A 20,416-nucleotide genomic window follows, 5' to 3' on the forward strand; every position below is an offset into this window, starting at 1 on the left:
TAAAGCGGCTTCCGGTATATTAGAGAATAGGGGCCAGACTCTAGATTGCTAGGCGGATATCCAACTCAATCGGCTTTGGCATGGCTAAGTGATAGCCTTGATACATATCGAAGCCTAAACTTTGCATCGCAGTCAGTTGCTGTTGGGTTTCTATCCCTTCGATGACCCTCTTTGCACCGATTTGGTTGGCAAGCTTAACTACTAACTCCATTTTTTGAGTATCACCGTTTTCAAAATCCAACATCACAGAGCGATCGATTTTGATGATATGAGGAGTGATATGACGAACACGTTGCTCTGTTGACGCCTGTGCTCCAAAGTCATCAACCGCGATTTGAAAACCATTATCTGCAAGTGAGTGCGCCGCGTTTTTTAAGCGTTCTTCACTCTCTACATTAAGTTCGACCAACTCCATGACGATTTGTTCGCACGATAAGTTAAGCTCGTGAAGACGTTTAGCTAACAGAGTGTCTTTTACTTTTTCAGAGGCAAACAACTCACCAACGTTTGGAAGTACGTTCAAAAAAAGGTTTAAGTGACGGACCGTCGATTGTGCGAAGTTACGGATGTGAATGGCTCGGCTCAGCCTCTCTACGTTGATTTTGTCTGTGTATGAGGTTTCGTCTGAATGGAATAAGTGATCTGGGCGAACGACATCACCTTTACAATTGGAAATACGAACCAAAGCCTCTACGCCTATCTGAGTCAAAGAAGAATCAAATATAGGTTGGTAGACACTTGTAAGTGTTAAGTCTTGGTATTTCGCAATAAACTGCATATCGGCATTCACAGATATACAACTAATAAATTCACTTCTGTCTGATAAAATCATAATCGCTAATAAAAGGTGTTTATTCAGTGACGAGAATATACATCACAGTTGTCATAATATTGACAGGTGTTGATAAATTGTCAATTAATAAAAATTAATTTGTCACGGTAACATCTAAATAATTAAAGTCAGCGAAAAATCAGGATGATAAAGGTCATTATGCATCAAGGATATATATTGATTAGCTTTTTTTATAGGTTCAGTGAATTTGATGTCTGAGTAACCTATATCATATCAACCCTATCAATATAAAGCCTTAACACGTATACACCTGAAATAAATATGGTTAAAGGCTTACATTCTGGGGGAGTATCAAAATAATAAAATAAATAGATCTTCGTGGTTACACAAAAATGATGTCTGTCTCTCAAAATTAATATTGAGGTTGTTAAGTTATTAATTAGTAAACTGGAGAACCCGGATAATAAATGTGTAGAATATAGGTGTTATTTTATAAAATAAAAGTGTAGGTATAATTATTTACGTTATATATCAAATTGAAAATTGGCTTGTATTTTACTGCCATTGTATTACCGCATAAAGTTGCAGGTATTTACGAACTAGTTGTTGATTTCCAGAGCGTTTTAGCGGGTGAGCGAATCGGATAAAACACGGACTGATTTTGAAGTTACTATTTAAATCATCTGCGAATTGAGTATCACTCTCTCTTAGCGTGATACCTTGTAGGCTGTAGTCGCTAATCTGGTCTGGGAGTTCCCCCATCCACCAATGCAAGAGTTCACCACTGTTTTTGCTTCGACTTATCCAATGGTCGGAGACAATGATCAATAGGTCATTGGGTTGAATGGCAAATCCGTACTCTTGCTGCCAGTTATGAATGTCCAGCATCAACTTTTTACGACAAGTCTTTCCTGCGCTCACCATATGGTGGCTAATCATCCAAACGGTACCAATTTCAGAAGAGATTCGGAAGTGTCGTGGCGTTTCACCAGAAGAGAGCATTTCTAGTGGGCTTACGTTGCTTGCATGATTGAAGCTAACGAAAGTGTGCTCCATTCGTCTCGCAAACGCTTTGCCTATGTGATGTTCACTGATCCCTTGATTGTGTACGGTAGGGTAATGACGCTCACAAAGTTTCAAGCAATCGTCTTGAAACTGATTGACGCTTTTAATCACCAGATCTAATAACAATGAAGCCTCTTATACACGGTTGCTATCTTATTGATGGGCAATAGTACGGTAATTTCGGCGCCATTACCTATTGTCAAAGTGCGAGTTCTTGATCCCTCTATCAAAATTAACCATTACTGAGCGATTTTATGGATAGCACTGGCACTCTACTGGTCTGTAAACTAAATTATGAGGAATTATAGCTAGTTAGAAAACTTGAACTGATTGGCAGAGTTGCAGTGAGCTAACGAAATTATAGCTTAGTCGGCTAATCACAATTGTTCTACATACTCTTTATTTGGAAACACCCATGACCATTCAATTAGATTCAAAGCAAAAATCCGAACTCACTCATACACTTCAAAAGTACCTACAAGATGAGCTCGATGTAGAGCTTGGTCAGTTCGACACTGAATTCTTAGTCGACTTCATCAGTAAAAAGTTTGGAGCCGTGTATTACAACAAGGGGATAGAAGACGCTCAAAAAGTTATGGAACGTAAGATGTTAGACATATCAGATGAGCTCTATGAAATTGAACAAATCGTTGAAATATAACTCAGCAAGCGATTGTTCGACAAAGAAATTTGTCCATAAAGCAACTTGTTCAAAATTTTTGAATAACTCGTTTAATTTGAAATGATGTAACTAATGTAAAACTTGGTAAATAATATGTTACGCAAACTTGGTGTAGGGTACGCTTTTCAAAACTACACGACACGTTAACATTCGGAAGAGATGCATGAACAACAACGTCAAAAATTACAATCCTTTAGCAAGAGCAATGCATTGGATCTCAGCACTCGCAATATTTGGCCTATTTGGTGTAGGCCTATGGATGGTTGATCTTTCTTACTACAGTGAGTGGTACAAAACAGCACCAGACTACCACCGTTCGGTAGGCATTCTTTTGGCTGCCGTTACCATTATCCGCTTGCTTTGGAAGCTAGTTACCGCGTCACCTAATGTGGAAGGTAAAAGCTATGAAGTTGTAGGGGCGAAGATCGCTCATGGATTTATGTACATTAACTTAGCGGTTCTATTTATTTCAGGTTATTTGATTTCGACATCAGATGGCCGTGGGATCGAGGTATTCAATTGGTTCACTGTACCAAGTATGGGTGAACTATTTGCAAACCAATCTGATCTCGCAGGAACGGTTCACTACTATGCTGCATGGGTACTGATCATTATGGCATCAGTGCACGCCTTAGCGGCGATAAAACACCACGTTATCGACAAAGACGATACGCTACGAAAAATGATAGGAGCTTCAAAATGAAAAAGTCAATTATCGCTACAGGATTAGCATTTGCTATGGCAATGCCTTTCGCTGCGAACGCCGCTGATTACGTGATTGATACAAAAGGTGCGCATGCTTCAGTTAACTTCAAAGTTAGCCACCTAGGTTACAGCTTTATCCAAGGTCGTTTTAACACATTCTCAGGTGACTTCTCATTTGATGAGAGCAACGTTGAAGCGTCTAAAATCAACGTAACGGTTGATACAACTAGCCTTGACTCAAACCACGCAGAGCGTGATAAGCACATCCGTAGCGGTGATTTCATCAATGCTGGTAAGTTTTCTGATGCGACATTCAACAGCACAAAAGTGGTTGATAAAGGCGACGGCAAACTTGAAGTTATGGGTGACCTTAAACTTCACGGTGTAACTAAGCCTATCGTTATCGAAGCTGAATTCATCGGTGCTGGTCAAGACCCATGGGGTGGTGAGCGTGCTGGTTTCGTTGGTACAACTCGTCTAGAGCTTGCTGACTTCAATATCCCAGTAATGGGCGCTTCAAGCTATGTAGACATGGATCTGCATGTTGAAGGTGTAAAGAAGTAATCTAGCTATCAACATATTTAGAAAGATCAAAATCCTAGTCGATACGAGATAGGGCAGCGTTAGCCGGTTATTTAGTAATATGGAAAGTAGCAAAGCAGCTAGAATATAGAGAAAGGCGCAAAGTTTTCACTTTGCGCCTTTTTTATTGAGGTAAATGGCCACGCGTTTAGGTCTGTTTTGTGTCAAACCTTTTACTGCGTCTTAAGCCACCATTTACCTCTGCCAGTCAACGTTGCAATGACTGAGTTATCTAGCTGAACGACTAATCCCTAATAGTTCAGCCTACGATTCGTTGCTTTGTTTCTAATGAAACGCTTGCTTTGTAAACAGTCGCTAGTTAAGCCGTTTCTAGTTCAGCCTTTGGAACCACGTTTAGGCGGTCGCCATAGATTGGACGTAGTGCTTGCATAACTTCAGTACGAGTCATCACACCGACCATTACGCCATTTTCTAGCACTGGAAGCATATGTGGTTGGCTTACTTTCATCGCTTTTGCACGCTCTTCTAAAGAAAGAGAGGTCAGGCGAGTGGCATAGCCCATGCTTGTTGTCGGGTACAGTTGTTCTTTATCGATACATAGGAACTCAGCAACATCGACCAGTTTGTCGTTTGCATCAATAGCCACTACGTCACGGCTCATTAGGTCTACCACTTTCTGACCTTTAGTCGGAATGTAGTCTTGGCACCAAAGGTCAACCATTACGTCGTGAACAGAGAGGATACCTACTAGGCGGCCTTCAACATCGCAAACAGGAGCGCTAACAAGTTGAGCATCTAAAAGTGAATCAATCGCCACTGAAGTAGGCATTTCTACGCTCAGTGTAATTGGTTGAGTGTTCATGATTTGCTTGATAGTAGTTGTAGTGTTCATAGTGGTTTCCTTAACTGACGTAATTTCTGTTGTTTGAGTTATTGCTGTAATTTTTGCCGCTTTAAGCTGCGGGCGACGGTAGATACTCCAATTGGCTAAGCCGACCAATACCGCACCACCTACAATGTTGCCGAATGTCACTGGTATTAAGTTTGCAGTGACAAATTTCATGATGTTCAGGTCTGCATACTGGGCTGATGTTGCGCCAATTTGCATCCAAAAACTCTCTGGTGCGAATGCTTGAATTGTGATGCCTAATGGAACCATGAACATATTCGCCACACAGTGTTCAAAGCCTGAGCTAACGAACATTGCAACGGGTAATACGGTCATCATTGCTTTAGTCATGGCGTTAGCTGAGCTGAACGTTAACCAAATTGCTAAACACACTAGTAAGTTACAAAGCACACCCAAAGCGAAAGCTTGAACAGGGCTGTGGTGTAGCTTGTGTTGAGCAATGTTTAGAGCGTTTAAGCCCCATTGCCCGCCATCCAGTTGATATAAGCCTGCTGCGCTTACCAAAGCCAGTAGGAACATGGCGCCGATAAAGTTGCCTACATATACCTTGCCCCAGATAGACAGCATTTTGGTGAAGGTTATCTGCTTATTAGCCCATGAAATGCTTGATAACACCGAACTGGTAAACAGCTCGCCACCACAAATAACAATCAGGATTAACCCCATGCTGAATGCAAGACCACCGGCTAAGCGACTTAATCCCCATCCTGCATCAGCGCTACCTGTGGTCACCGTGATGTAGAATAAAAAAGCAAGCCCGATGAATGCGCCAGCCATGATTGCCAAACTCAATGTCATGCTGCTGGTTTTATTTGCTTTGCTTAATGCAAATTTCTCGGCTTCCGCCATCATTTCTGTTGGCGAGAACAGTTGCTGATTTTCAGAAGTGCTGGTTGCCATATCCCCCCCTTGAACAATCCGTCATGTGTAATTCCTAGTGTTAATGACTTGGTTAATCCGTAATGGTTAATCAGTAATGTTTTGCAGGGCTCGTTGTGTCCTGCCATTCCAGATTAGGGTGTTGGGGGGTAGAGGTAAAATTGATAATTTTTAGAAACCACATCAAAAATATTGATATAGATTTGGTTAGGCGTAGAATGAAATTGATTGCTCATCGGCTTAACAAAAAACGAGCAGCAGGACATAAGTTATTAAAAGAATTAAGGATAGATTTTGCGTTATTCATTAAAGCAACTCGCCGTCTTTGACGCGGTAGCAGATTCGGGAAGCGTAAGTCAGGCAGCTGATAGGCTTGCATTGACTCAGTCGGCGACAAGTATGTCTCTTGCACAGTTGGAAAAAATGCTCGGCAGGCCTTTGTTTGAAAGGCAGGGCAAGCAAATGGCGCTCACTCATTGGGGCATGTGGCTTAGGCCAAAAGCGAAGCGTTTACTGCAAGATGCACAGCAAATTGAAATGGGTTTTTACGAGCAGCATTTATTGAGTGGAGAGCTCAAACTCGGTGCGAGCCAAACCCCGGCAGAACACCTGGTTCCAGACCTCATCAGTATTATTGATAACGACTTTCCTGAGATGCGAATCTCGCTTGGTGTACAAAGTACCGATGCGGTTATAGATGGCGTATTAGATTACCAATATGACCTTGGCGTTATCGAAGGTCGCTGTGACGATAACCGAGTTCATCAAGAAGTGTGGTGTACCGACCATTTAACGGTGGTTGCATCGGCTCATCACCCATTTGCAAAGCGTGAACGTGTCAGTTTGGCGCAACTAGAACAAGCGAAGTGGGTATTGCGTGAACATGGTTCAGGTACTCGCAAAGTTTTTGATAGCTCTATTCATCATTTAATTGGTGATCTTGATGTTTGGCGAGAATATGAACACGTTCCTGTTTTAAGAAGTTTGGTAGCAAACGGCCCATATTTAACGTGTTTACCTTATCTCGATGTCGAGCAGTTTGTTGAATCTGGCCAGCTCGTTACTTTGAATGTTCCTGAGCTTGAAATGGAACGTACGCTTTCGTTTATTTGGCGTGCGGATATGGCAGAAAACCCACTTGCTGAATGTATTAAGCGAGAAGGTAAGCGCATGATGAAAGGCAAACCGTCAGTTCTATAACGGTAATTTGATAATATACTGATAACCTAATGTGTTGAATAAGCGATTCCGGTCTCTATCTGGTGATAAATGCACATTCGCGTACATTATTAATGTGATCATGATCGGCTAAAAGAAGGCGTTCTTCCCATAATATGCTTACTTGATTTTAAGTGAGGCTAAATCCGGTGCGATGAATTTCGTAATTAGGCTTTAGAAATAGTATGAGTACATTAGTCGCGATTTCATTAACAACAGGTATTTTGTCAGGTCTATGGGGATGGATAGCTATCTCTTTCGGCTTGCTGTCATGGGCCGGTTTCTTAGGTTGCACCAGTTATTTTGCTTCGCCAACGGGCGGTGTTAAAGGACTAGCAGGCAGCTTACTGACCAACATGACAGGTGTATTCTGGGCAATGGTGATTATCGAAAGCTCAACCTTCGCAGGGTTAGAGATATTAGGCTATATGATTACCGCTATTGTCGCTTTCTTTATGTGTATTCAAGCCAAACAAGCGTGGCTAGGTTATATCCCAGGGACCTTCATTGGTTGCTGCGCGACGTTTGCAGCAGGCGGCGATTGGCAACTTGTCGTGCCATCTTTACTGCTTGGTGGTGTCTTTGGATACTTGATGAAAGCAACGGGGCTTTGGCTTCACGAAAAATCGACTCAATCTTCGGAAGCGGTTGAACAACACGCTAAGCAAGCCAAGGCTTAATTCGTTAACCTAGCCTTAATTCGTTAACCTAACCTTAGTTTAGTCACTGTGAACTCTTGCAAGATAACCCCCAATTAATTTGTATATCGATTTATACAGGCACACCACTTGGTGTGCCTTTTTTGGTTTTGGTTCCTTAGTCAATTCAAGAAATTATCAACAGAAGAACTAATAGCACTTATCAGATAAGCAAGAAGCTAGGTATTTCCGTTTGCCATGGTGATCACGCGTTTCAAAGTCCATCTCAACAACAATGGAATACAGTCTTGTCCTTGATTCTCACAATGAGACACGATCGCTAAAGCCAGGTCTGGTTTTGCGTGTTTCTTGAGAACTTTAGCCACAACTTTTTTCGCTGGAATAGGGTGGTCATAAGGAATCTTAACCATGTCTCTGAAAAAGTTCTCAAACCCATTCATATACAAGTAGTGCTCGATGTCTCTGTCAGGCAGTTCTGTGAGGCGATGTCGTTCTTGATCATTACCGAGTTTAGATAGCACAGTCGCCGCATACTTCTTACCAGCAGCGTCTCCGTCAGTCACCACGTGCCAATCGATGCCAAACTCTTGCGCTACTTTAATGAGCGCTTTAAGACCAGACTGCGCGAACTCAATAATTTGAACGCCTTCCGCAGCAAGGTTATACCCACATTGGTTGGCTAACTCGTTAAACAACCAGACTTCGGTTTCACCTTCTACCAACAACCAACAGCGAGCGTACAGAGCGCCGGACCGGTGAAAACGAATATGAAAACCAATTCGACGAAGTTCATCTTTGCTGAAGTGGTTCACATTGAGCTGGTTGGCTATGGTTTTATCTGACTGACGTACCAATCGACGAATCGATTGAAGCGGCACAGCAGCGAGTAGATCGCCACTGTTTGTCGTGAGGATTTTTTGCATGGGCAGCTTTTGCATCAAGCTCCAAGCCCTTGCCAAGTGCGTTGGGTGCAATCGACCTTCTGGATCTTCAAGGATCAAAAGAGGGCGAGCACATCTTCTTAAGTCATTTGGCCCTTTTGCTTGCAAATAGGCATTAAGTAACCCCATGAATAATAAGCGAGTTTGTTTGTTTTTGGTCTCTTCGACCAATTGATGAATGCTCTTGTCGTTCGCACCAGCTGAGTAAAGTAACCCATCACGCGGTTTTCTCGGATTTTTACGTGAGACACTCTTAAATGAGAAGTAGTGTTCTATTAAGCTTTGCATCGACTCAAGACTACTGCGCATTTCACCTTTATTAACATGTCCGGGTATCGCCATAAGGCGACGGCAGGTGTTGTCGATGCGTTTTTCTATCCTTGCCTGACGCCCATTTCCGTTTCCATTGCTGCCATTACCATTGGTTGTTTGACTCTGGCCGTTACCATTTCCACTCACATTATTAGCGTGCCCGTTACTAGCATGAACGGTGTTAGTGTTAACATTACCCGGTAGATGAGCATTGTGGTTAAGTGAATTGCCGTTGAAAGGGCGATCGAAGTGCCTTGCGTCTCTCAAACGAATTACAGGGTGTAACGTCATTAATTCTTGAGCGAGCTTTTCTGAGTGATGAAGCTTGAGAGGGTTTCCGTCCAACCCCAAAAATGCATAGTGTGTGGTCGTTTCATATTGTTCTAACGTGGCACTGATTCGATAATAGATACGAAAAACACCAAACTCGTCTTGAACCCACACCGGTTTGAGTTTGCGATAACGTCCTGCATTTAGCTCACTTTTATCGTTGGCTTTTAATGCGAGAACAATTTGAAGGTGTTGAGACTGTGGATGTGAAACTGAGTAATCGACATGGAAATCGGTCATTTCGAAGTGATATGGAACTCCGTCTGAAGGGAGAACGACGGAAAGGGCATCCAATAATGAAGACTTACCCCAAGTATTTTCACCAATAAGCGTGGTTAGCTCATCAAACGCAAGAGACATGCGCTTAATACCTCGAAAGCCAGAAATCTCGATTCTTTCTAGTTGCATAGGCTTACTCCTAACGGAAGGCTCTGCTAATTGTTTGAAAGCTAACAGATATCTTTAATCATAATCGAAAAACACAAATCTGGTATGCTCACCTGTCACAAAACCCGTTGTTTATTTATACGGTGCAAAATGAGATTTTCGATCTATCTCGAGTATTTTTTTGCAGTGCAGTTTCATAAAATTCACGATTCTGTCATGATTCTCGACCTAGTATGAAGGGACAAAGAGAGAAGAAAATATGACTAAAAAGAATAAGCCGACAAAAATAGTGTTGGCACACATCAACGACACCCACTCATACTTTGAACCAACCTCGTTACAGCTATCACTTAAAATGAACAACCACATCATTGAACCTTATGTCAGTACTGGTGGCTTTGCTCGAATTTCAACACGCTTCAAACAAATAGAACAAGATGCCCAGCGTCAGAAGGTTGGAACCCTGTTCCTGCATGCTGGTGACTGCTTCCAGGGCACTTTGTACTTTTCTTTATTCAAGGGAAAAGCCAACGCCGATTTGTTGAACGCCCTTAATATAGATGCCATGACGCTCGGCAATCACGAGCTAGACATGGGTAATGAGCCCGTTGCGATTTTCGCTAAAAGAATCAAATTCCCACTGTTGGCCGGTAACTGGAATCTATCGAATGAGGATATCAATAAAACTCATACCTTAGCGGACAACGAAATTGTTAAGCCTTATCTGACTGAAACGCGAAGTGCTTCTTTTATAACGAAAGAGTTTGATAGCGAGAAGGTTGCAATATTCGGCTTAAGCATCGACAAGATGGCAGGCATTGCCAATCCAGATATCGATACACCATTTGAAAATGCTTTAGAAACAGCAAAAGCGACCATTGAGCAGATTCATAAAGCTGGTATCAACAAGATTGTGTTACTTAGCCATCTTGGTTACGAAGCTGATTTAGAATTAGCAGCCAACGTAACAGGTATTGGCGTCATTGTTGGTGGTCATAGTCATCGCTTACAAGGTGATTTCTCTGATATTGGCTTAGTTAAAGATGATGATTACGGCGTGAAAATCGGTGACACCTATGTTGTGCAAGCGGGTTTCCACGCCATGAGCCTAGGACACTGCGAAATCGAGTTCGATGCTGAAGGTAAAGTGACTCACTTCAACGGTAAGAACGAACTGCTGTTAGGCCGTCGACTGTTTATAGATGCAAAGCTAAGTGAAGTCGGGCAAGACGACGCTCATGATATGGCGTGTGAGTTTTTGAATAATCACCCTAATATTGCAGTGTGTAAGAAAGATCCTGAGCTACAGAGCATTCTGACGGATAAATACCAGCCGAGAGTTCGAAAACTTCAACAACAAGTGATTGCTCATGCAGACACAACACTGCGCCATATTCGGATCCCAGATGAGAAAGGTCCAAGTCAGCTTGCTCCGTTGGTTGCTCAATCATTTCACTACTTGATGAATAAGAAAGGGCATCAAGTTGAGTTTGCTATCCACAACTCTGGTGGAGTGCGAAATTCACTCAATAGTGGTGATGTATCCGTTGCCGATATTGCCGGAAAACTACTACCGTTTGCCGTACCCATTGGTGTGTATGACGTAAAAGGTGAAACGATCGCAGGCATGCTCGAAGGAGCAATCAACAATGCATTGGATAATGGTGTTGTGGGCACGGGTTCTGGCAGCTTTCCTTATACTCATAACTTGAGATTTTGTTATCACAAAGAAGCACCCTTAGGACATAGGATTCATCATCTAGAAATACACTCTGAAACATCCGGTTGGCAGCCTGTGTCTCGCGATCGAATTTACCGAGGCGCGTCGTCAGCCTACACCATGAAAGGAAAAGAGGGCTATAACGCCGTCTTAGATATGATAGGTGATGGCGTGGTGACGACCGATTCTATGGCAGACTGTTTTATCGAGTTTCTACAAGAATACCCAGAATCTCTTAAACACAATGAACCGCTGAATTGCATGGAGTGTTTTAGATAGCCAGCGTCAATGCTTGCACTTAACATTATTAGTTCTAGCTGTTTATAAATTTGGCACTGTTTATGCTTTATTCCTGCAGGTCACACTTCTTGTGGAGATAAGCATGGATAAGAAAGATTGGTTAGATGCAGTAGCGGTGGTTGGTTGGGTATCGGTTTGGTCTGCGTTAGTGTATTTGATACCGACGGCAGGATTGTAATTTACGCAAGATTGTAATTTGCGCAGAATTATTACTTGATCGTTTTGCAGTGTAACTACGCAGTGCCATCGTGAATTTGGTTAGCGGATTTATTCTTAGAATCAATTCGAGTGTCTATTTGACAGGGTGGCATCAATAAGAAAGGAGTATTTGCTCCTTTTTTGTATTTCTAGTGCAAATTTTAATAGACGAAATACAAATAGGGGAATATTATCCACGCGTTTGGGGAGTAGTTAGCGCAAGTTTACATGTCGTCATCTCGTTAGGCTAAGAGCCTATCCGGTATGTAAAGGTGAAATCCCATATTTCACTTCAACGAGACCAACGCAATCACAATCAAGATCCGTCGTGGAACTTGATATGTTTTGTTTGCGGAAGGTCTTTGTAAAGTTCTTCCGCCCGGAGGAATAATGAACTCAACTCAATCTCTATTATCTACAAATAGTGAATCCTTTTTTTCATCGCCAATCATGACGACTTATGCGGGTTTTTTCCTGCTAACAGTGATTCTCGTCTCTATTGATATCTATCAGACTCGTGGTGGGAACGTCACAATTAAAAAAGCGGCAATCTGGAGCGTTTTTTGGTTTGTACTTGCATTTTTGTTTGCTGGTTCTATTTACTTATTCTGGGACATTTATGCACCAAATAGTGACTACACAGCGCAAAAAGCAACCGTGTCATTCATTACGGGTTACTTGCTAGAAAAATCACTCAGTGTAGACAACCTATTTGTTTTCGCGATGATCTTTGCTCAATACCAAGTTCCTGAGCATCTAAGACCACGTGCGCTTCTTTGGGGCGTAATTGGTGCATTGGTACTTCGTGCAATTATGATCGCACTAGGCGCACAGCTATTGGCGGAATACCACTGGGTACTTTACGTGTTCGCTGCGTTCTTGATTGGTACAGGTATTAAGCTGGCATTAGACAAGGGCGAAGAGGAGAGTGTGAATACACTGCCTGAAAAGCTACTTCGTAAAGTGATGCCGGTAACCGAAGATTTCCATGGCGCTGCATTAATGGTTAAACAGGGTGCTAAATGGGCATTCACTCCAATGATGTTGGTGATCGGTGCGATTGCAGTTATGGATGTGATGTTTGCACTGGATTCTATTCCTGCGATCTTTGCGGTGACACAAGAGCCATTCTTAGTACTGGCTGCAAACGTATTTGCATTGCTTGGCCTTCGTTCTTTGTACTTTGTTCTGCAAGGCATGATGGATAAGTTCATCTACTTGAAGCCTGCACTGGCATTCATCATGGTGTTCATTGGTGTGAAAATGCTATTGGTTGACAGTGAGTGGGCTATCCCAACGTATTGGTCGTTGGCGGTGCTTATTTCTACCATGACGGTTGCGGTTATAGCGTCGATTTATGCGAAGAATCCAGACATTGAACAAGTGAATTAGAAACAAATATAACTTATCGAAAAGTTTATAATCGGTACGTGGTCGATGAAGTGGGAAATTTATTCATGTAAAATTTCTGTGACATTGGCCACTGTGATTTGAAGGGTATTTGTACTAAATGCATGTTTTTAACGCCATTGTGAATTTATACTCACCATTTGTGAATATGTATTTTCACGCCTTGTTAACGGTTTGTTTTATTAGAAAAACTAATCTGAAAGTCCAAATTTAGTCATTTTTTAACGTGTAAAAAATCACCTATTATTCTTGTCATCAGAACGAACCACTTAAACAAATTTATAGAGAGGCAATCATGGCTCAAGCAATGCAAATGAATACTATCGCTGTTCCTAACTCTATGGATAAGAAGACCTACTCGGTTAACTTCAAAGGATTGATTGCACACATTTTCGATATTCTTTTTGTAGACAACTCTCCACGTAGTTACTACTCAAGCGACCTATCTGGTCACATGCAACGCGATATCGGTATCAACCGTTAATCTCTGCGTTAACATGTAAAAATATAGAATTTTAAGAAAACGCCAGCTTCTGAAGCTGGCGTTTTTGTATCTGAAATAAGCTGTGCATCTGAAATAAACTACACATCTGAATAACCCCAGCATCTGAAAGAAACTCATCACCTGAAAGAAATACTTAGGCATAACGGTCTTTATTTGAGCGCCAGTAAATTCGCTTCGTACAAGGATCTCGGTATGTCACACGCCACACGCAATTCATCATTGCTTAAACTCTGTTTACTTGCCTTGCCAATCGGCGCCCATTCTTCTGTGTCGTTTGCACAAACCTGGAGTAACGAAGGCCAGCCTGCGCAGGTTATCGAACTGTTCACCTCTGAAGGTTGTTCAAGTTGTCCGCCTGCTGATGCCTACCTTAGTACTTTTGAAGACGACCCTAATCTTTGGACACAAGTCATTCCGCTCGCTTATCACGTCGATTACTGGGATTACTTAGGGTGGGGAGATAAGTTCGCCAGCAAGGCATTCAGTCAGAAGCAACGCTTGTACAAAGCTTATGGGGTAACAAGTGGTGTTTATACCCCGGGCTTTATCGTCGATGGAAAAGAGTGGCGTGGTTACTTTAATTGGCTAGACAGAACCTTGCCATCGCCCCAACAACAAATTAATCCTAAATTAACAGTGAACCATAAAGGCGATACGTTCAGCGTGCATTACGAAGGCAAAGGTGATTATGTCGCTCATATTGCCTTGTTGGCGATGAACGAAGTCACCAGCGTTAAAGCGGGCGAGAACAGAGGTAAGAAACTTGAGCACGATTTTGTCGTGGTTTACGACGGCTATCGACGTGGTCAGTCTGAATGGCAATTCAATATCGATTTCTCTCCTTTAGTCGCCACGCCAGATGCCGTGGCCGTGTGGTTAACCGAACCTAACTCGTATACACCGGAACAAACGGTAGCAGGATGGCTGAATTAAACTTGCGATAACTTGATACTGGATGTGTTGTAGTGGGGGCTCATTGCTAAAACACGAGAGAAAGGGGCGATTTAGTTACGTAATACTGCTGAAATACGTTAATATAGCGCGCTATTATTTTAGCTTTGAGTTCCTGCAATTAATGACTAACACCACAACACCAACCAACTTCTCTGATCTTGGCTTAATCTCTCCTTTGATGGCTCGTCTTACCGAGCTTGAATACCAACAGCCAACGCCTATCCAAGCGCAAGTTATTCCAAGTGTGTTAGCAGGATGCGACCTAATTGCAGGCGCAAATACAGGTTCAGGTAAAACCGCAGCCTTTGCACTTCCACTGTTACAGAAGATCCATGAAGATGCACCTTTAGACCGTCGTTCGGGCAAAGGTAACTATGTTTCTGGCCTTATCTTGATTCCTACACGTGAGCTTGCTAAGCAAGTTGCCGATAGCGTTAAGTCTTACGCAGTACATTTCAACGGTGCAATCAAAACTGTTTGTGTATTCGGTGGTGTATCGGTGAACACTCAGATGCAAGCGTTACGTGGCGGCACAGACATCTTGGTGGCAACACCGGGTCGTTTGCTTGATCTGATCTCAAGCAACGCTATCAAACTCGATAAAGTAAAAACGTTAGTGCTTGATGAAGCTGACCGAATGTTGAGCCTTGGCTTTACAGAAGAACTTGATGCACTCTTGAAGCTATTGCCGAATAAGAAGCAAACCTTGTTGTTCTCTGCGACTTTCCCTGAGCAAGTTAAAACGCTGACTCAAGAATTACTGAACGACCCAATTGAAGTCCAACTTCAAAGTGCCAATGCGAGCACGCTAGTTCAGCGAGTATTCGAAGTAGAAAAAGGCCGTAAGACAGCTTTGTTAGCGCACCTTATTCAGCAACACGAATGGCGCCAAGCTCTGATCTTTGTGAATGCGAAAAACAGCTGTGAGCATTTGGCTGATAAGTTATACAAGCGCGGTATCATTGCGGAAGTATTCCACGGTGATAAAGGTCAGGGTTCACGTACTCGTATCCTAGAAGATTTTAAATCTGGCGAGATTGACGTTCTGATCGCGACAGATATCGCAGCTCGTGGTCTGGATATTGAAAAGCTTCCTGTAGTAATCAACTTTGATTTACCACGTAGCCCATCAGACTACATGCACCGTATTGGCCGAAGTGGTCGTGCGGGTGAGGTTGGTCTAGCGCTATCTTTGATCGACCACGAAGATTACCATCACTTCACAATCATTGAGAAGAAGAACAAAATCCGTCTTGAGCGTGAGCAAATTGAAGGTTTTGAAGTGGATGCAGAAGCTACGGCTGAACTTGTTGCTGCACTAAAACCCGTTGCGCCACCGGCTGGCACAGGCAAGAAGAAAAAGAAGAAAGCACCTAAAAACCAAGATGTTTGGTTGAGAAATAACTGATATTGAGTCAGTAAAAATAGAATTTCTAAAGGCGCTTAATTGCGCCTTTTTTGTTTTTAGCCCAGTTTAGCGAATCCGCGTAACGAGATTAAACGACACTCTTGACTCTAAAGAGGTCAGTAAATAATTTGCCGATCATCAAAATGATGAGCAGTGTGGTTAACATCAGTAATGGTGTTTGAATCTGATAAACCGGTGTTAGATTAAGCGCGCCAGACGTCAGTACGACCAGCAGGTTAATGCCAAGTATTCGGTGCACCATAAGTTTAGGCGTTGCGAACACTTTCCATATCACCATGCTATTAATGAAATAGAACAATGCCAATTGCCACAACTCAGTCATCATCGGCATGATAAAGATGTATTGAAGTAAAATAATGGTACCTGTGCCTATCAACCCGAAAAACGCATCTTTGATTACACTTGGTGGCATCGTCGGCAACATGGAAGAAAATACGCCTGCAATCATCGGAAAAATAAAACCACCCGGCACAGGTAGATATATCCAAACCAGTAGCGACGTTACGAACATCGAGACTCCTTGTAAGACTTTTCTCCCATCTTCATCCAGGTGTTGAACAAAGGTACGGTGCTCATGGTGCCAAGGAACGTTTTTCTTCTCACTCTTCACAAACGGCACATCATTAATCAATGACAAGTGTGGCGCCATTAACTCTAGTTTTTCCAGTTTTTCTGTGAGAATTGGCCAATCAATAGGTTGAGTAAGTTCATCCGAGGCGAGTTCAAGCAGACGCTCTTGAATATGCGCCATTTCGTTGATTCGTAAACGCCATGCGTGAATATTTTCTTTTAGGTGATAACTCCCAGCGAGCGGCAAATCCAACAGTTGATAGAGCTTTTCAATATTAGCGGTATTGGACTCTAAGGCTTCTATATAAAGGTTGTTGGTATCGCTCATTGCTGTTATCAGCGTTTCTCTGCTTGTTTCAAATCGTTGTACAAAGTTCTGCTCAGTGTTTACAGGCCAGATCAGACGATAAACAATCGAGAAGGTGATAACACCTAATAGAGTTTCTTGTATTCGAAGCACTGCAAAATAGAATGTAATTTGGTTATCGAATCCACCCATACAAGAGATGATGGAGCAAACCGCAAAGCCTATTGAAAAGACATAACCGTATTTTTCATCACTCGACATGAAGATGCATGTACCGAGAAATAAGGTGAAAAACATCAGAAATAGAAAGCGGTCCTGAGAAAACATCGCAATCAAGAAAAAGGCATAACCAGTCCCTAACAAGGTTCCCATTAATCGGTTATGGCCTTTGTTTATTGAATGGGCAAAACTCTCGTTCAATGCCATGACAGCAACCGCAATTGCCGCCCAATAAGGTTTTTCCCACTGAAACCACAAAGTAAGGCAGATAGAGATAACAATCGCGAGAGAAGCCTTAATTGCTTCTTTGGTCGATACACTGAACATAAATGCCATCCAACTATTTGATTATTTTGATTGAAGCTGTCATGCCGACACGAAGTTGCAAGTCTTCAGGCACGTTATCGAGTACTACTTTAATTGGTATACGCTGAGCGAGGCGAATCCATTGAAAGTTTGGGTTCACGTTAGGAAGAAGATCATTACCTGTGCTGCCGTCTTGTGTTGCAATACCAAAGCCAATGCTTTTGATATGGCCTTCCAATTGAATATTGTTGTGCATCATAAGAGTGACAAGCGCTTTGTCGTTAGGGCCAACATTCACCAGATCAGTTTCTTTGAAATAGCCTTCGATCCAGAAACTGTCTTGATCGATCAATGCAACTACCGGTGTATTGGCGACAACTTGAGAGCCTTCTCGTAGGTTTAAGTTCGTGATGAAGCCATTCGTTGGAGCGTAAACCTTGGTGTATTTGAGATTTAAATGTGCCTCTTCAACATTGGCCTTTGCTAGTGCAACGTTAGCTGCATTCGTCTCAACCGCGTTGTTCAGGTTATTCAAGGTCAGCACTGGCAGCGCGCCAGGCGTTCTTTTTTCTAAGTTCAACGCGCGTTGCTCTTCGTTTTTAGCTTTTGCTAAGAGCGCGCGAGCCTGTTTCTGTGTCGCGAGTGCTTTATTGTAGGCCGCTTGATAAATACTTGGGTCGATCTCAAACAGGAGATCCCCTTTAACTACCTGTGAGTTGTCTTCAATATGGACTTTAGTTACTTGCCCGGTGACTCGAGGGGTAATAGAAACTATGTATGCGCTGACCTGACCATCTCTAGTCCAGGGATTACTCGAATAAGATTGGTAATAGCTATAAACCACAGAGCTTGCGGCAACGACCAGTAGTAGCGTGATGAGATAACGTTTAATCAAGGTGAATGCCTCAGAAGATGGTAATGAATTGACCGATAACGCCGACGAAAATCACGATTAGGCTTAATTCGGCAATTGCAGGAAAAGCGACATATTTATGTAGCCCAAGTTTTGTCGCGATTGAGCCAGTCAATATCGTCAATACATAAGCTAACGCGATAACCAATAGCAAAGGAGGGAAGTAGATCTCACCCCACACGAGTTCATGTGGCATTGTGTTCATGGGTCTGTCTCTATCGTTTTAAGAAGGTAACGATAAAGGAAATGCGGTGATGTTAATAATCGTATATAGAGGATCAGATCCATCAAATACAGACAGGTTTAGGTATATACTAGGAAGGATAGGCAGCAAAGGTACAAATCAGTATTCACGTTTGTTCAGTCTTTTTATCATTATTAATTCTGATGCAGTAGATATTTTTCTATCTCGTATGCATGACCAAGAAAGTAAGTACATTAAAATGAACTTTAGTATTGAACAACTTCTCGCGTTTGTGACTGTCTATGAACAGCGGTCATTTAGCAAGGCGGCGGTAAAGCTTAACAAGCACAGAACGACCGTGGGTCAGGTGATTACAAACTTGGAAGATCACCTTGCAGTGAATCTTTTTGAAAGGGTCGGGCGCTCTGTTGAACCAACGGAGGACGGGCACCTCCTTTATCACTATGCAAAACAGACGATTGAGCAAGCTCGTACTTTTGACAAAGTGGCGTTGAGCCTCTCTTATGGTGGGTTAGAGAAAATAACAATCGCGTATTCTAGTTTCGTTCCACAACGTGTTTTGGTCGATATACGAAAACGACTTAAACACGATTTCCCAATGATGCGAGTGAACTTTCTGGTTAGGAATAAGAACGAAATTAAACAAGGAATACAAAGTGGGGAATATCACTTTGGACTTGTGAATGCTCACAATAGCCGAGCGATGCATAGTTTTGATTCTACTTTCCTTGGGCATTTTGAGTTCTATCCATTCGGACAAAAAGGGGGAGAACTCTCACATATCGATAAAGACGAAGTATTAGTCGCACTTAGGAACTCTAAACAGTTCGTATTGAAGTCTCTGATTGACGAAGGTATGTCTGAAAAGATTATCGTGAGCTCTGACTATGAAGAGATCGATCAGCTTTCGTTAATGATCAAAATGCTTGAAGAGGGTTTTGGATGGGCACTTCTTCCTAAGGCTTTTTTTACCGACTCTGAGTTTTCAAAACATTCAATTGAGCCCATTCATTCTGCGCAAATGGTGGAAGGATTCAAATTTGGATTCGCTTTGTGGTGCCCGCACTCGAAGCAAGTCAGTGGTATCAAAGGCTCTTTGGTGTCTGTTATTAAAGAGTACCGCGAGCAACTTATTGATAGTTTTAAGTCGTGAAAATTTGAGATATTAAAAAGGCGCTAATTATTCATTAGCGCCTTTGAGATTTTGTTCAGCTAAGAGAAGAATTACTTCTTACGGCAGAACTCAGCGATTACGTACATTGATTGACCGCCGTTTGTTTTACCAGAAACAAGCTTAGGGTCGTCACCAACGCTGATGCCACGAATAACAGTACCTTGCTTAATCACTTGGTTAGTACCTTTGATTGGCAGGTCTTTGATTACTGTTACGTCGTCACCTTTTTTAAGTTCAACGCCGTTCACATCAAGAGGCTTGTCATCAGCAGACATGCCGATTTGTGCCCAAACTGATGTTTCTTCTTCAAGGTACATCATGTCTAGTGCGTCTTGAGCCCAGCTTTCAGAGTTCAGACGAGTAAGTTGACGCCATGCCATTACTTGAACTGGCGCTTCTTGGCTCCACATGCTGTCGCTTAGGCAACGCCAGTGGTTGATATCTTTTGGATCGTCAATCTCACCAAGGCATTTGTCACATACCATGATGCCGTGATCCACTGTTACGTGGCTGTGTGGCGGTACTGCGTACGCAGTAAGAGAAGAATCAGAACCACATAGTTCACATTTAGATTGGCAGCGTTCTAGCATAGTAGCTTCAGAAGACATAATGGACTCACATTTATTAGGTATTAATTACGGGGCTATTATCCACTTTATTTACAATAAAGAAAGAGGTCGTACGGTATTCTGTCTTGATTAATTTTAGCCGAGATCAACCATTTGTGTTTTAACGTTTTATGCAAACGGTTAACTAGGGATAGTTGGTTGGTGGTAGAAACA

General features: G+C 42.4%; 19 protein-coding genes. 11 read left to right on the plus strand and 8 right to left on the minus strand.

The genetic code is table 11. The features are described from left to right. Positions 1-40: 40 nt before the first annotated feature. Positions 41-778: an EAL domain-containing protein gene (locus ACED60_RS01045; RefSeq protein WP_371726704.1), complete on the minus strand. Its 738-nt coding sequence runs from the start codon at positions 776-778 to the stop codon at positions 41-43. 570 nt (positions 779-1,348) lie between these two features. Next, positions 1,349-1,984, minus strand: coding sequence for a hypothetical protein (locus ACED60_RS01050; protein WP_009845296.1), 636 nt, complete (start codon positions 1,982-1,984; stop codon positions 1,349-1,351). A 289-nt stretch (positions 1,985-2,273) separates the two neighbouring features. On the opposite strand from ACED60_RS01050, the gene ACED60_RS01055 reads away from it, so the two are divergent. The 3 genes from ACED60_RS01055 (at position 2,274) to ACED60_RS01065 (ending at position 3,809) form a co-directional block, all read left to right on the plus strand. Next, complete coding sequence (locus ACED60_RS01055) at positions 2,274-2,519, plus strand: DUF2164 domain-containing protein (protein WP_017059821.1); 246 nt, start codon at positions 2,274-2,276, stop codon at positions 2,517-2,519. A 184-nt stretch (positions 2,520-2,703) separates the two neighbouring features. Next, positions 2,704-3,243 (plus strand): cytochrome b, encoded by a 540-nt coding sequence (locus ACED60_RS01060; RefSeq protein WP_371726705.1) that lies wholly within the window; start codon positions 2,704-2,706, stop codon positions 3,241-3,243. Then, on the plus strand, positions 3,240-3,809 hold the full coding sequence (locus ACED60_RS01065) for a YceI family protein (RefSeq protein ID WP_029222775.1): 570 nt from the start codon (positions 3,240-3,242) through the stop codon (positions 3,807-3,809). The genes ACED60_RS01060 and ACED60_RS01065 overlap by 4 nt, the downstream gene beginning before the upstream one ends. Positions 3,810-4,146: 337 nt before the next feature. Here ACED60_RS01065 and focA read toward each other — a convergent pair whose 3' ends face one another. Next, a complete protein-coding gene (gene focA / locus ACED60_RS01070; protein ID WP_009845303.1) occupies positions 4,147-5,598 on the minus strand; it encodes a formate transporter FocA in 1,452 nt (483 codons plus the stop codon). 273 nt (positions 5,599-5,871) lie between these two features. On the opposite strand from focA, the gene ACED60_RS01075 reads away from it, so the two are divergent. After that, positions 5,872-6,777 (plus strand): LysR substrate-binding domain-containing protein, encoded by a 906-nt coding sequence (locus tag ACED60_RS01075; protein ID WP_009845304.1) that lies wholly within the window; start codon positions 5,872-5,874, stop codon positions 6,775-6,777. Between the two features lie 203 nt (positions 6,778-6,980). After that, on the plus strand, positions 6,981-7,475 hold the full coding sequence (locus tag ACED60_RS01080) for a DUF1097 domain-containing protein (protein ID WP_102250468.1): 495 nt from the start codon (positions 6,981-6,983) through the stop codon (positions 7,473-7,475). A gap of 197 nt (positions 7,476-7,672) precedes the next feature. Here the strand turns inward: ACED60_RS01080 and ACED60_RS01085 are convergent, their stop codons facing one another. Beyond that, entirely contained in the window at positions 7,673-9,445 is a 1,773-nt protein-coding gene (locus tag ACED60_RS01085; protein ID WP_371726706.1) for a DUF2813 domain-containing protein, read from the minus strand. Between the two features lie 238 nt (positions 9,446-9,683). On the opposite strand from ACED60_RS01085, the gene ACED60_RS01090 reads away from it, so the two are divergent. The 5 genes from ACED60_RS01090 (at position 9,684) to ACED60_RS01110 (ending at position 15,919) form a co-directional block, all read left to right on the plus strand. Continuing rightward, positions 9,684-11,423 carry a bifunctional UDP-sugar hydrolase/5'-nucleotidase gene (locus tag ACED60_RS01090; protein WP_371726707.1) on the plus strand — a complete coding sequence of 580 codons (1,740 nt, stop codon included), beginning with the start codon at positions 9,684-9,686 and terminating at the stop codon, positions 11,421-11,423. A gap of 609 nt (positions 11,424-12,032) precedes the next feature. Beyond that, positions 12,033-13,034: a TerC/Alx family metal homeostasis membrane protein gene (locus ACED60_RS01095; protein ID WP_371726708.1), complete on the plus strand. Its 1,002-nt coding sequence runs from the start codon at positions 12,033-12,035 to the stop codon at positions 13,032-13,034. A 313-nt stretch (positions 13,035-13,347) separates the two neighbouring features. Beyond that, entirely contained in the window at positions 13,348-13,536 is a 189-nt protein-coding gene (locus tag ACED60_RS01100) for a hypothetical protein (protein WP_009845310.1), read from the plus strand. Positions 13,537-13,749: 213 nt separating this feature from the next. Further along, positions 13,750-14,490 carry a DUF1223 domain-containing protein gene (locus ACED60_RS01105; protein ID WP_371726709.1) on the plus strand — a complete coding sequence of 247 codons (741 nt, stop codon included), beginning with the start codon at positions 13,750-13,752 and terminating at the stop codon, positions 14,488-14,490. A 142-nt stretch (positions 14,491-14,632) separates the two neighbouring features. Beyond that, a complete protein-coding gene (locus ACED60_RS01110) occupies positions 14,633-15,919 on the plus strand; it encodes a DEAD/DEAH box helicase (RefSeq protein ID WP_371726711.1) in 1,287 nt (428 codons plus the stop codon). 88 nt (positions 15,920-16,007) lie between these two features. Here ACED60_RS01110 and ACED60_RS01115 read toward each other — a convergent pair whose 3' ends face one another. Genes ACED60_RS01115 through ACED60_RS01125 form a run of 3 tightly spaced genes read right to left on the minus strand, consistent with a single transcriptional unit; the run spans position 16,008 to position 18,460 of the window. Further along, positions 16,008-17,363, minus strand: a complete 1,356-nt coding sequence (locus tag ACED60_RS01115; protein ID WP_102257719.1) for an FUSC family protein — start codon at positions 17,361-17,363, stop codon at positions 16,008-16,010. A gap of 13 nt (positions 17,364-17,376) precedes the next feature. Next, positions 17,377-18,237, minus strand: a complete 861-nt coding sequence (locus ACED60_RS01120) for an HlyD family secretion protein (protein ID WP_009845314.1) — start codon at positions 18,235-18,237, stop codon at positions 17,377-17,379. Between the two features lie 10 nt (positions 18,238-18,247). Further along, positions 18,248-18,460, minus strand: a complete 213-nt coding sequence (locus ACED60_RS01125; protein ID WP_004730923.1) for a DUF1656 domain-containing protein — start codon at positions 18,458-18,460, stop codon at positions 18,248-18,250. A 238-nt stretch (positions 18,461-18,698) separates the two neighbouring features. Here ACED60_RS01125 and ACED60_RS01130 point away from each other — a divergent pair, with 238 nt between their 5' ends. Continuing rightward, complete coding sequence (locus ACED60_RS01130; RefSeq protein ID WP_032555132.1) at positions 18,699-19,613, plus strand: LysR family transcriptional regulator; 915 nt, start codon at positions 18,699-18,701, stop codon at positions 19,611-19,613. A gap of 71 nt (positions 19,614-19,684) precedes the next feature. On the opposite strand, the gene ACED60_RS01135 is transcribed toward ACED60_RS01130, so the two are convergent. Continuing rightward, positions 19,685-20,242 (minus strand): PhnA domain-containing protein, encoded by a 558-nt coding sequence (locus tag ACED60_RS01135; RefSeq protein WP_004730927.1) that lies wholly within the window; start codon positions 20,240-20,242, stop codon positions 19,685-19,687. Between the last annotated feature and the right edge of the window lie 174 nt (positions 20,243-20,416).

Origin of the sequence: Vibrio sp. 1F279, assembly GCF_041439815.1 — a bacterium.
Lineage (GTDB): Bacteria > Pseudomonadota > Gammaproteobacteria > Enterobacterales > Vibrionaceae > Vibrio > Vibrio tasmaniensis_A.

Excerpts from the sequence above, each read along its gene's own strand:
- ACED60_RS01045 (WP_371726704.1), bottom strand. The coding sequence starts at position 778 with ATGCAGTTTATTGCGAAATACCAAGACTTAACACTTACAAGTGTCTAC.
- ACED60_RS01055 (WP_017059821.1), top strand. The coding sequence starts at position 2,274 with ATGACCATTCAATTAGATTCAAAGCAAAAATCCGAACTCACTCATACA.
- ACED60_RS01060 (WP_371726705.1), top strand. The coding sequence starts at position 2,704 with ATGAACAACAACGTCAAAAATTACAATCCTTTAGCAAGAGCAATGCAT.
- ACED60_RS01065 (WP_029222775.1), top strand. The coding sequence starts at position 3,240 with ATGAAAAAGTCAATTATCGCTACAGGATTAGCATTTGCTATGGCAATG.
- focA (WP_009845303.1), bottom strand. The coding sequence starts at position 5,598 with ATGGCAACCAGCACTTCTGAAAATCAGCAACTGTTCTCGCCAACAGAA.
- ACED60_RS01080 (WP_102250468.1), top strand. The coding sequence starts at position 6,981 with ATGAGTACATTAGTCGCGATTTCATTAACAACAGGTATTTTGTCAGGT.
- ACED60_RS01085 (WP_371726706.1), bottom strand. The coding sequence starts at position 9,445 with ATGCAACTAGAAAGAATCGAGATTTCTGGCTTTCGAGGTATTAAGCGC.
- ACED60_RS01090 (WP_371726707.1), top strand. The coding sequence starts at position 9,684 with ATGACTAAAAAGAATAAGCCGACAAAAATAGTGTTGGCACACATCAAC.
- ACED60_RS01095 (WP_371726708.1), top strand. The coding sequence starts at position 12,033 with ATGAACTCAACTCAATCTCTATTATCTACAAATAGTGAATCCTTTTTT.
- ACED60_RS01100 (WP_009845310.1), top strand. The coding sequence starts at position 13,348 with ATGGCTCAAGCAATGCAAATGAATACTATCGCTGTTCCTAACTCTATG.
- ACED60_RS01105 (WP_371726709.1), top strand. The coding sequence starts at position 13,750 with ATGTCACACGCCACACGCAATTCATCATTGCTTAAACTCTGTTTACTT.
- ACED60_RS01110 (WP_371726711.1), top strand. The coding sequence starts at position 14,633 with ATGACTAACACCACAACACCAACCAACTTCTCTGATCTTGGCTTAATC.
- ACED60_RS01115 (WP_102257719.1), bottom strand. The coding sequence starts at position 17,363 with ATGTTCAGTGTATCGACCAAAGAAGCAATTAAGGCTTCTCTCGCGATT.
- ACED60_RS01125 (WP_004730923.1), bottom strand. The coding sequence starts at position 18,460 with ATGAACACAATGCCACATGAACTCGTGTGGGGTGAGATCTACTTCCCT.
- ACED60_RS01130 (WP_032555132.1), top strand. The coding sequence starts at position 18,699 with ATGAACTTTAGTATTGAACAACTTCTCGCGTTTGTGACTGTCTATGAA.
- ACED60_RS01135 (WP_004730927.1), bottom strand. The coding sequence starts at position 20,242 with ATGTCTTCTGAAGCTACTATGCTAGAACGCTGCCAATCTAAATGTGAA.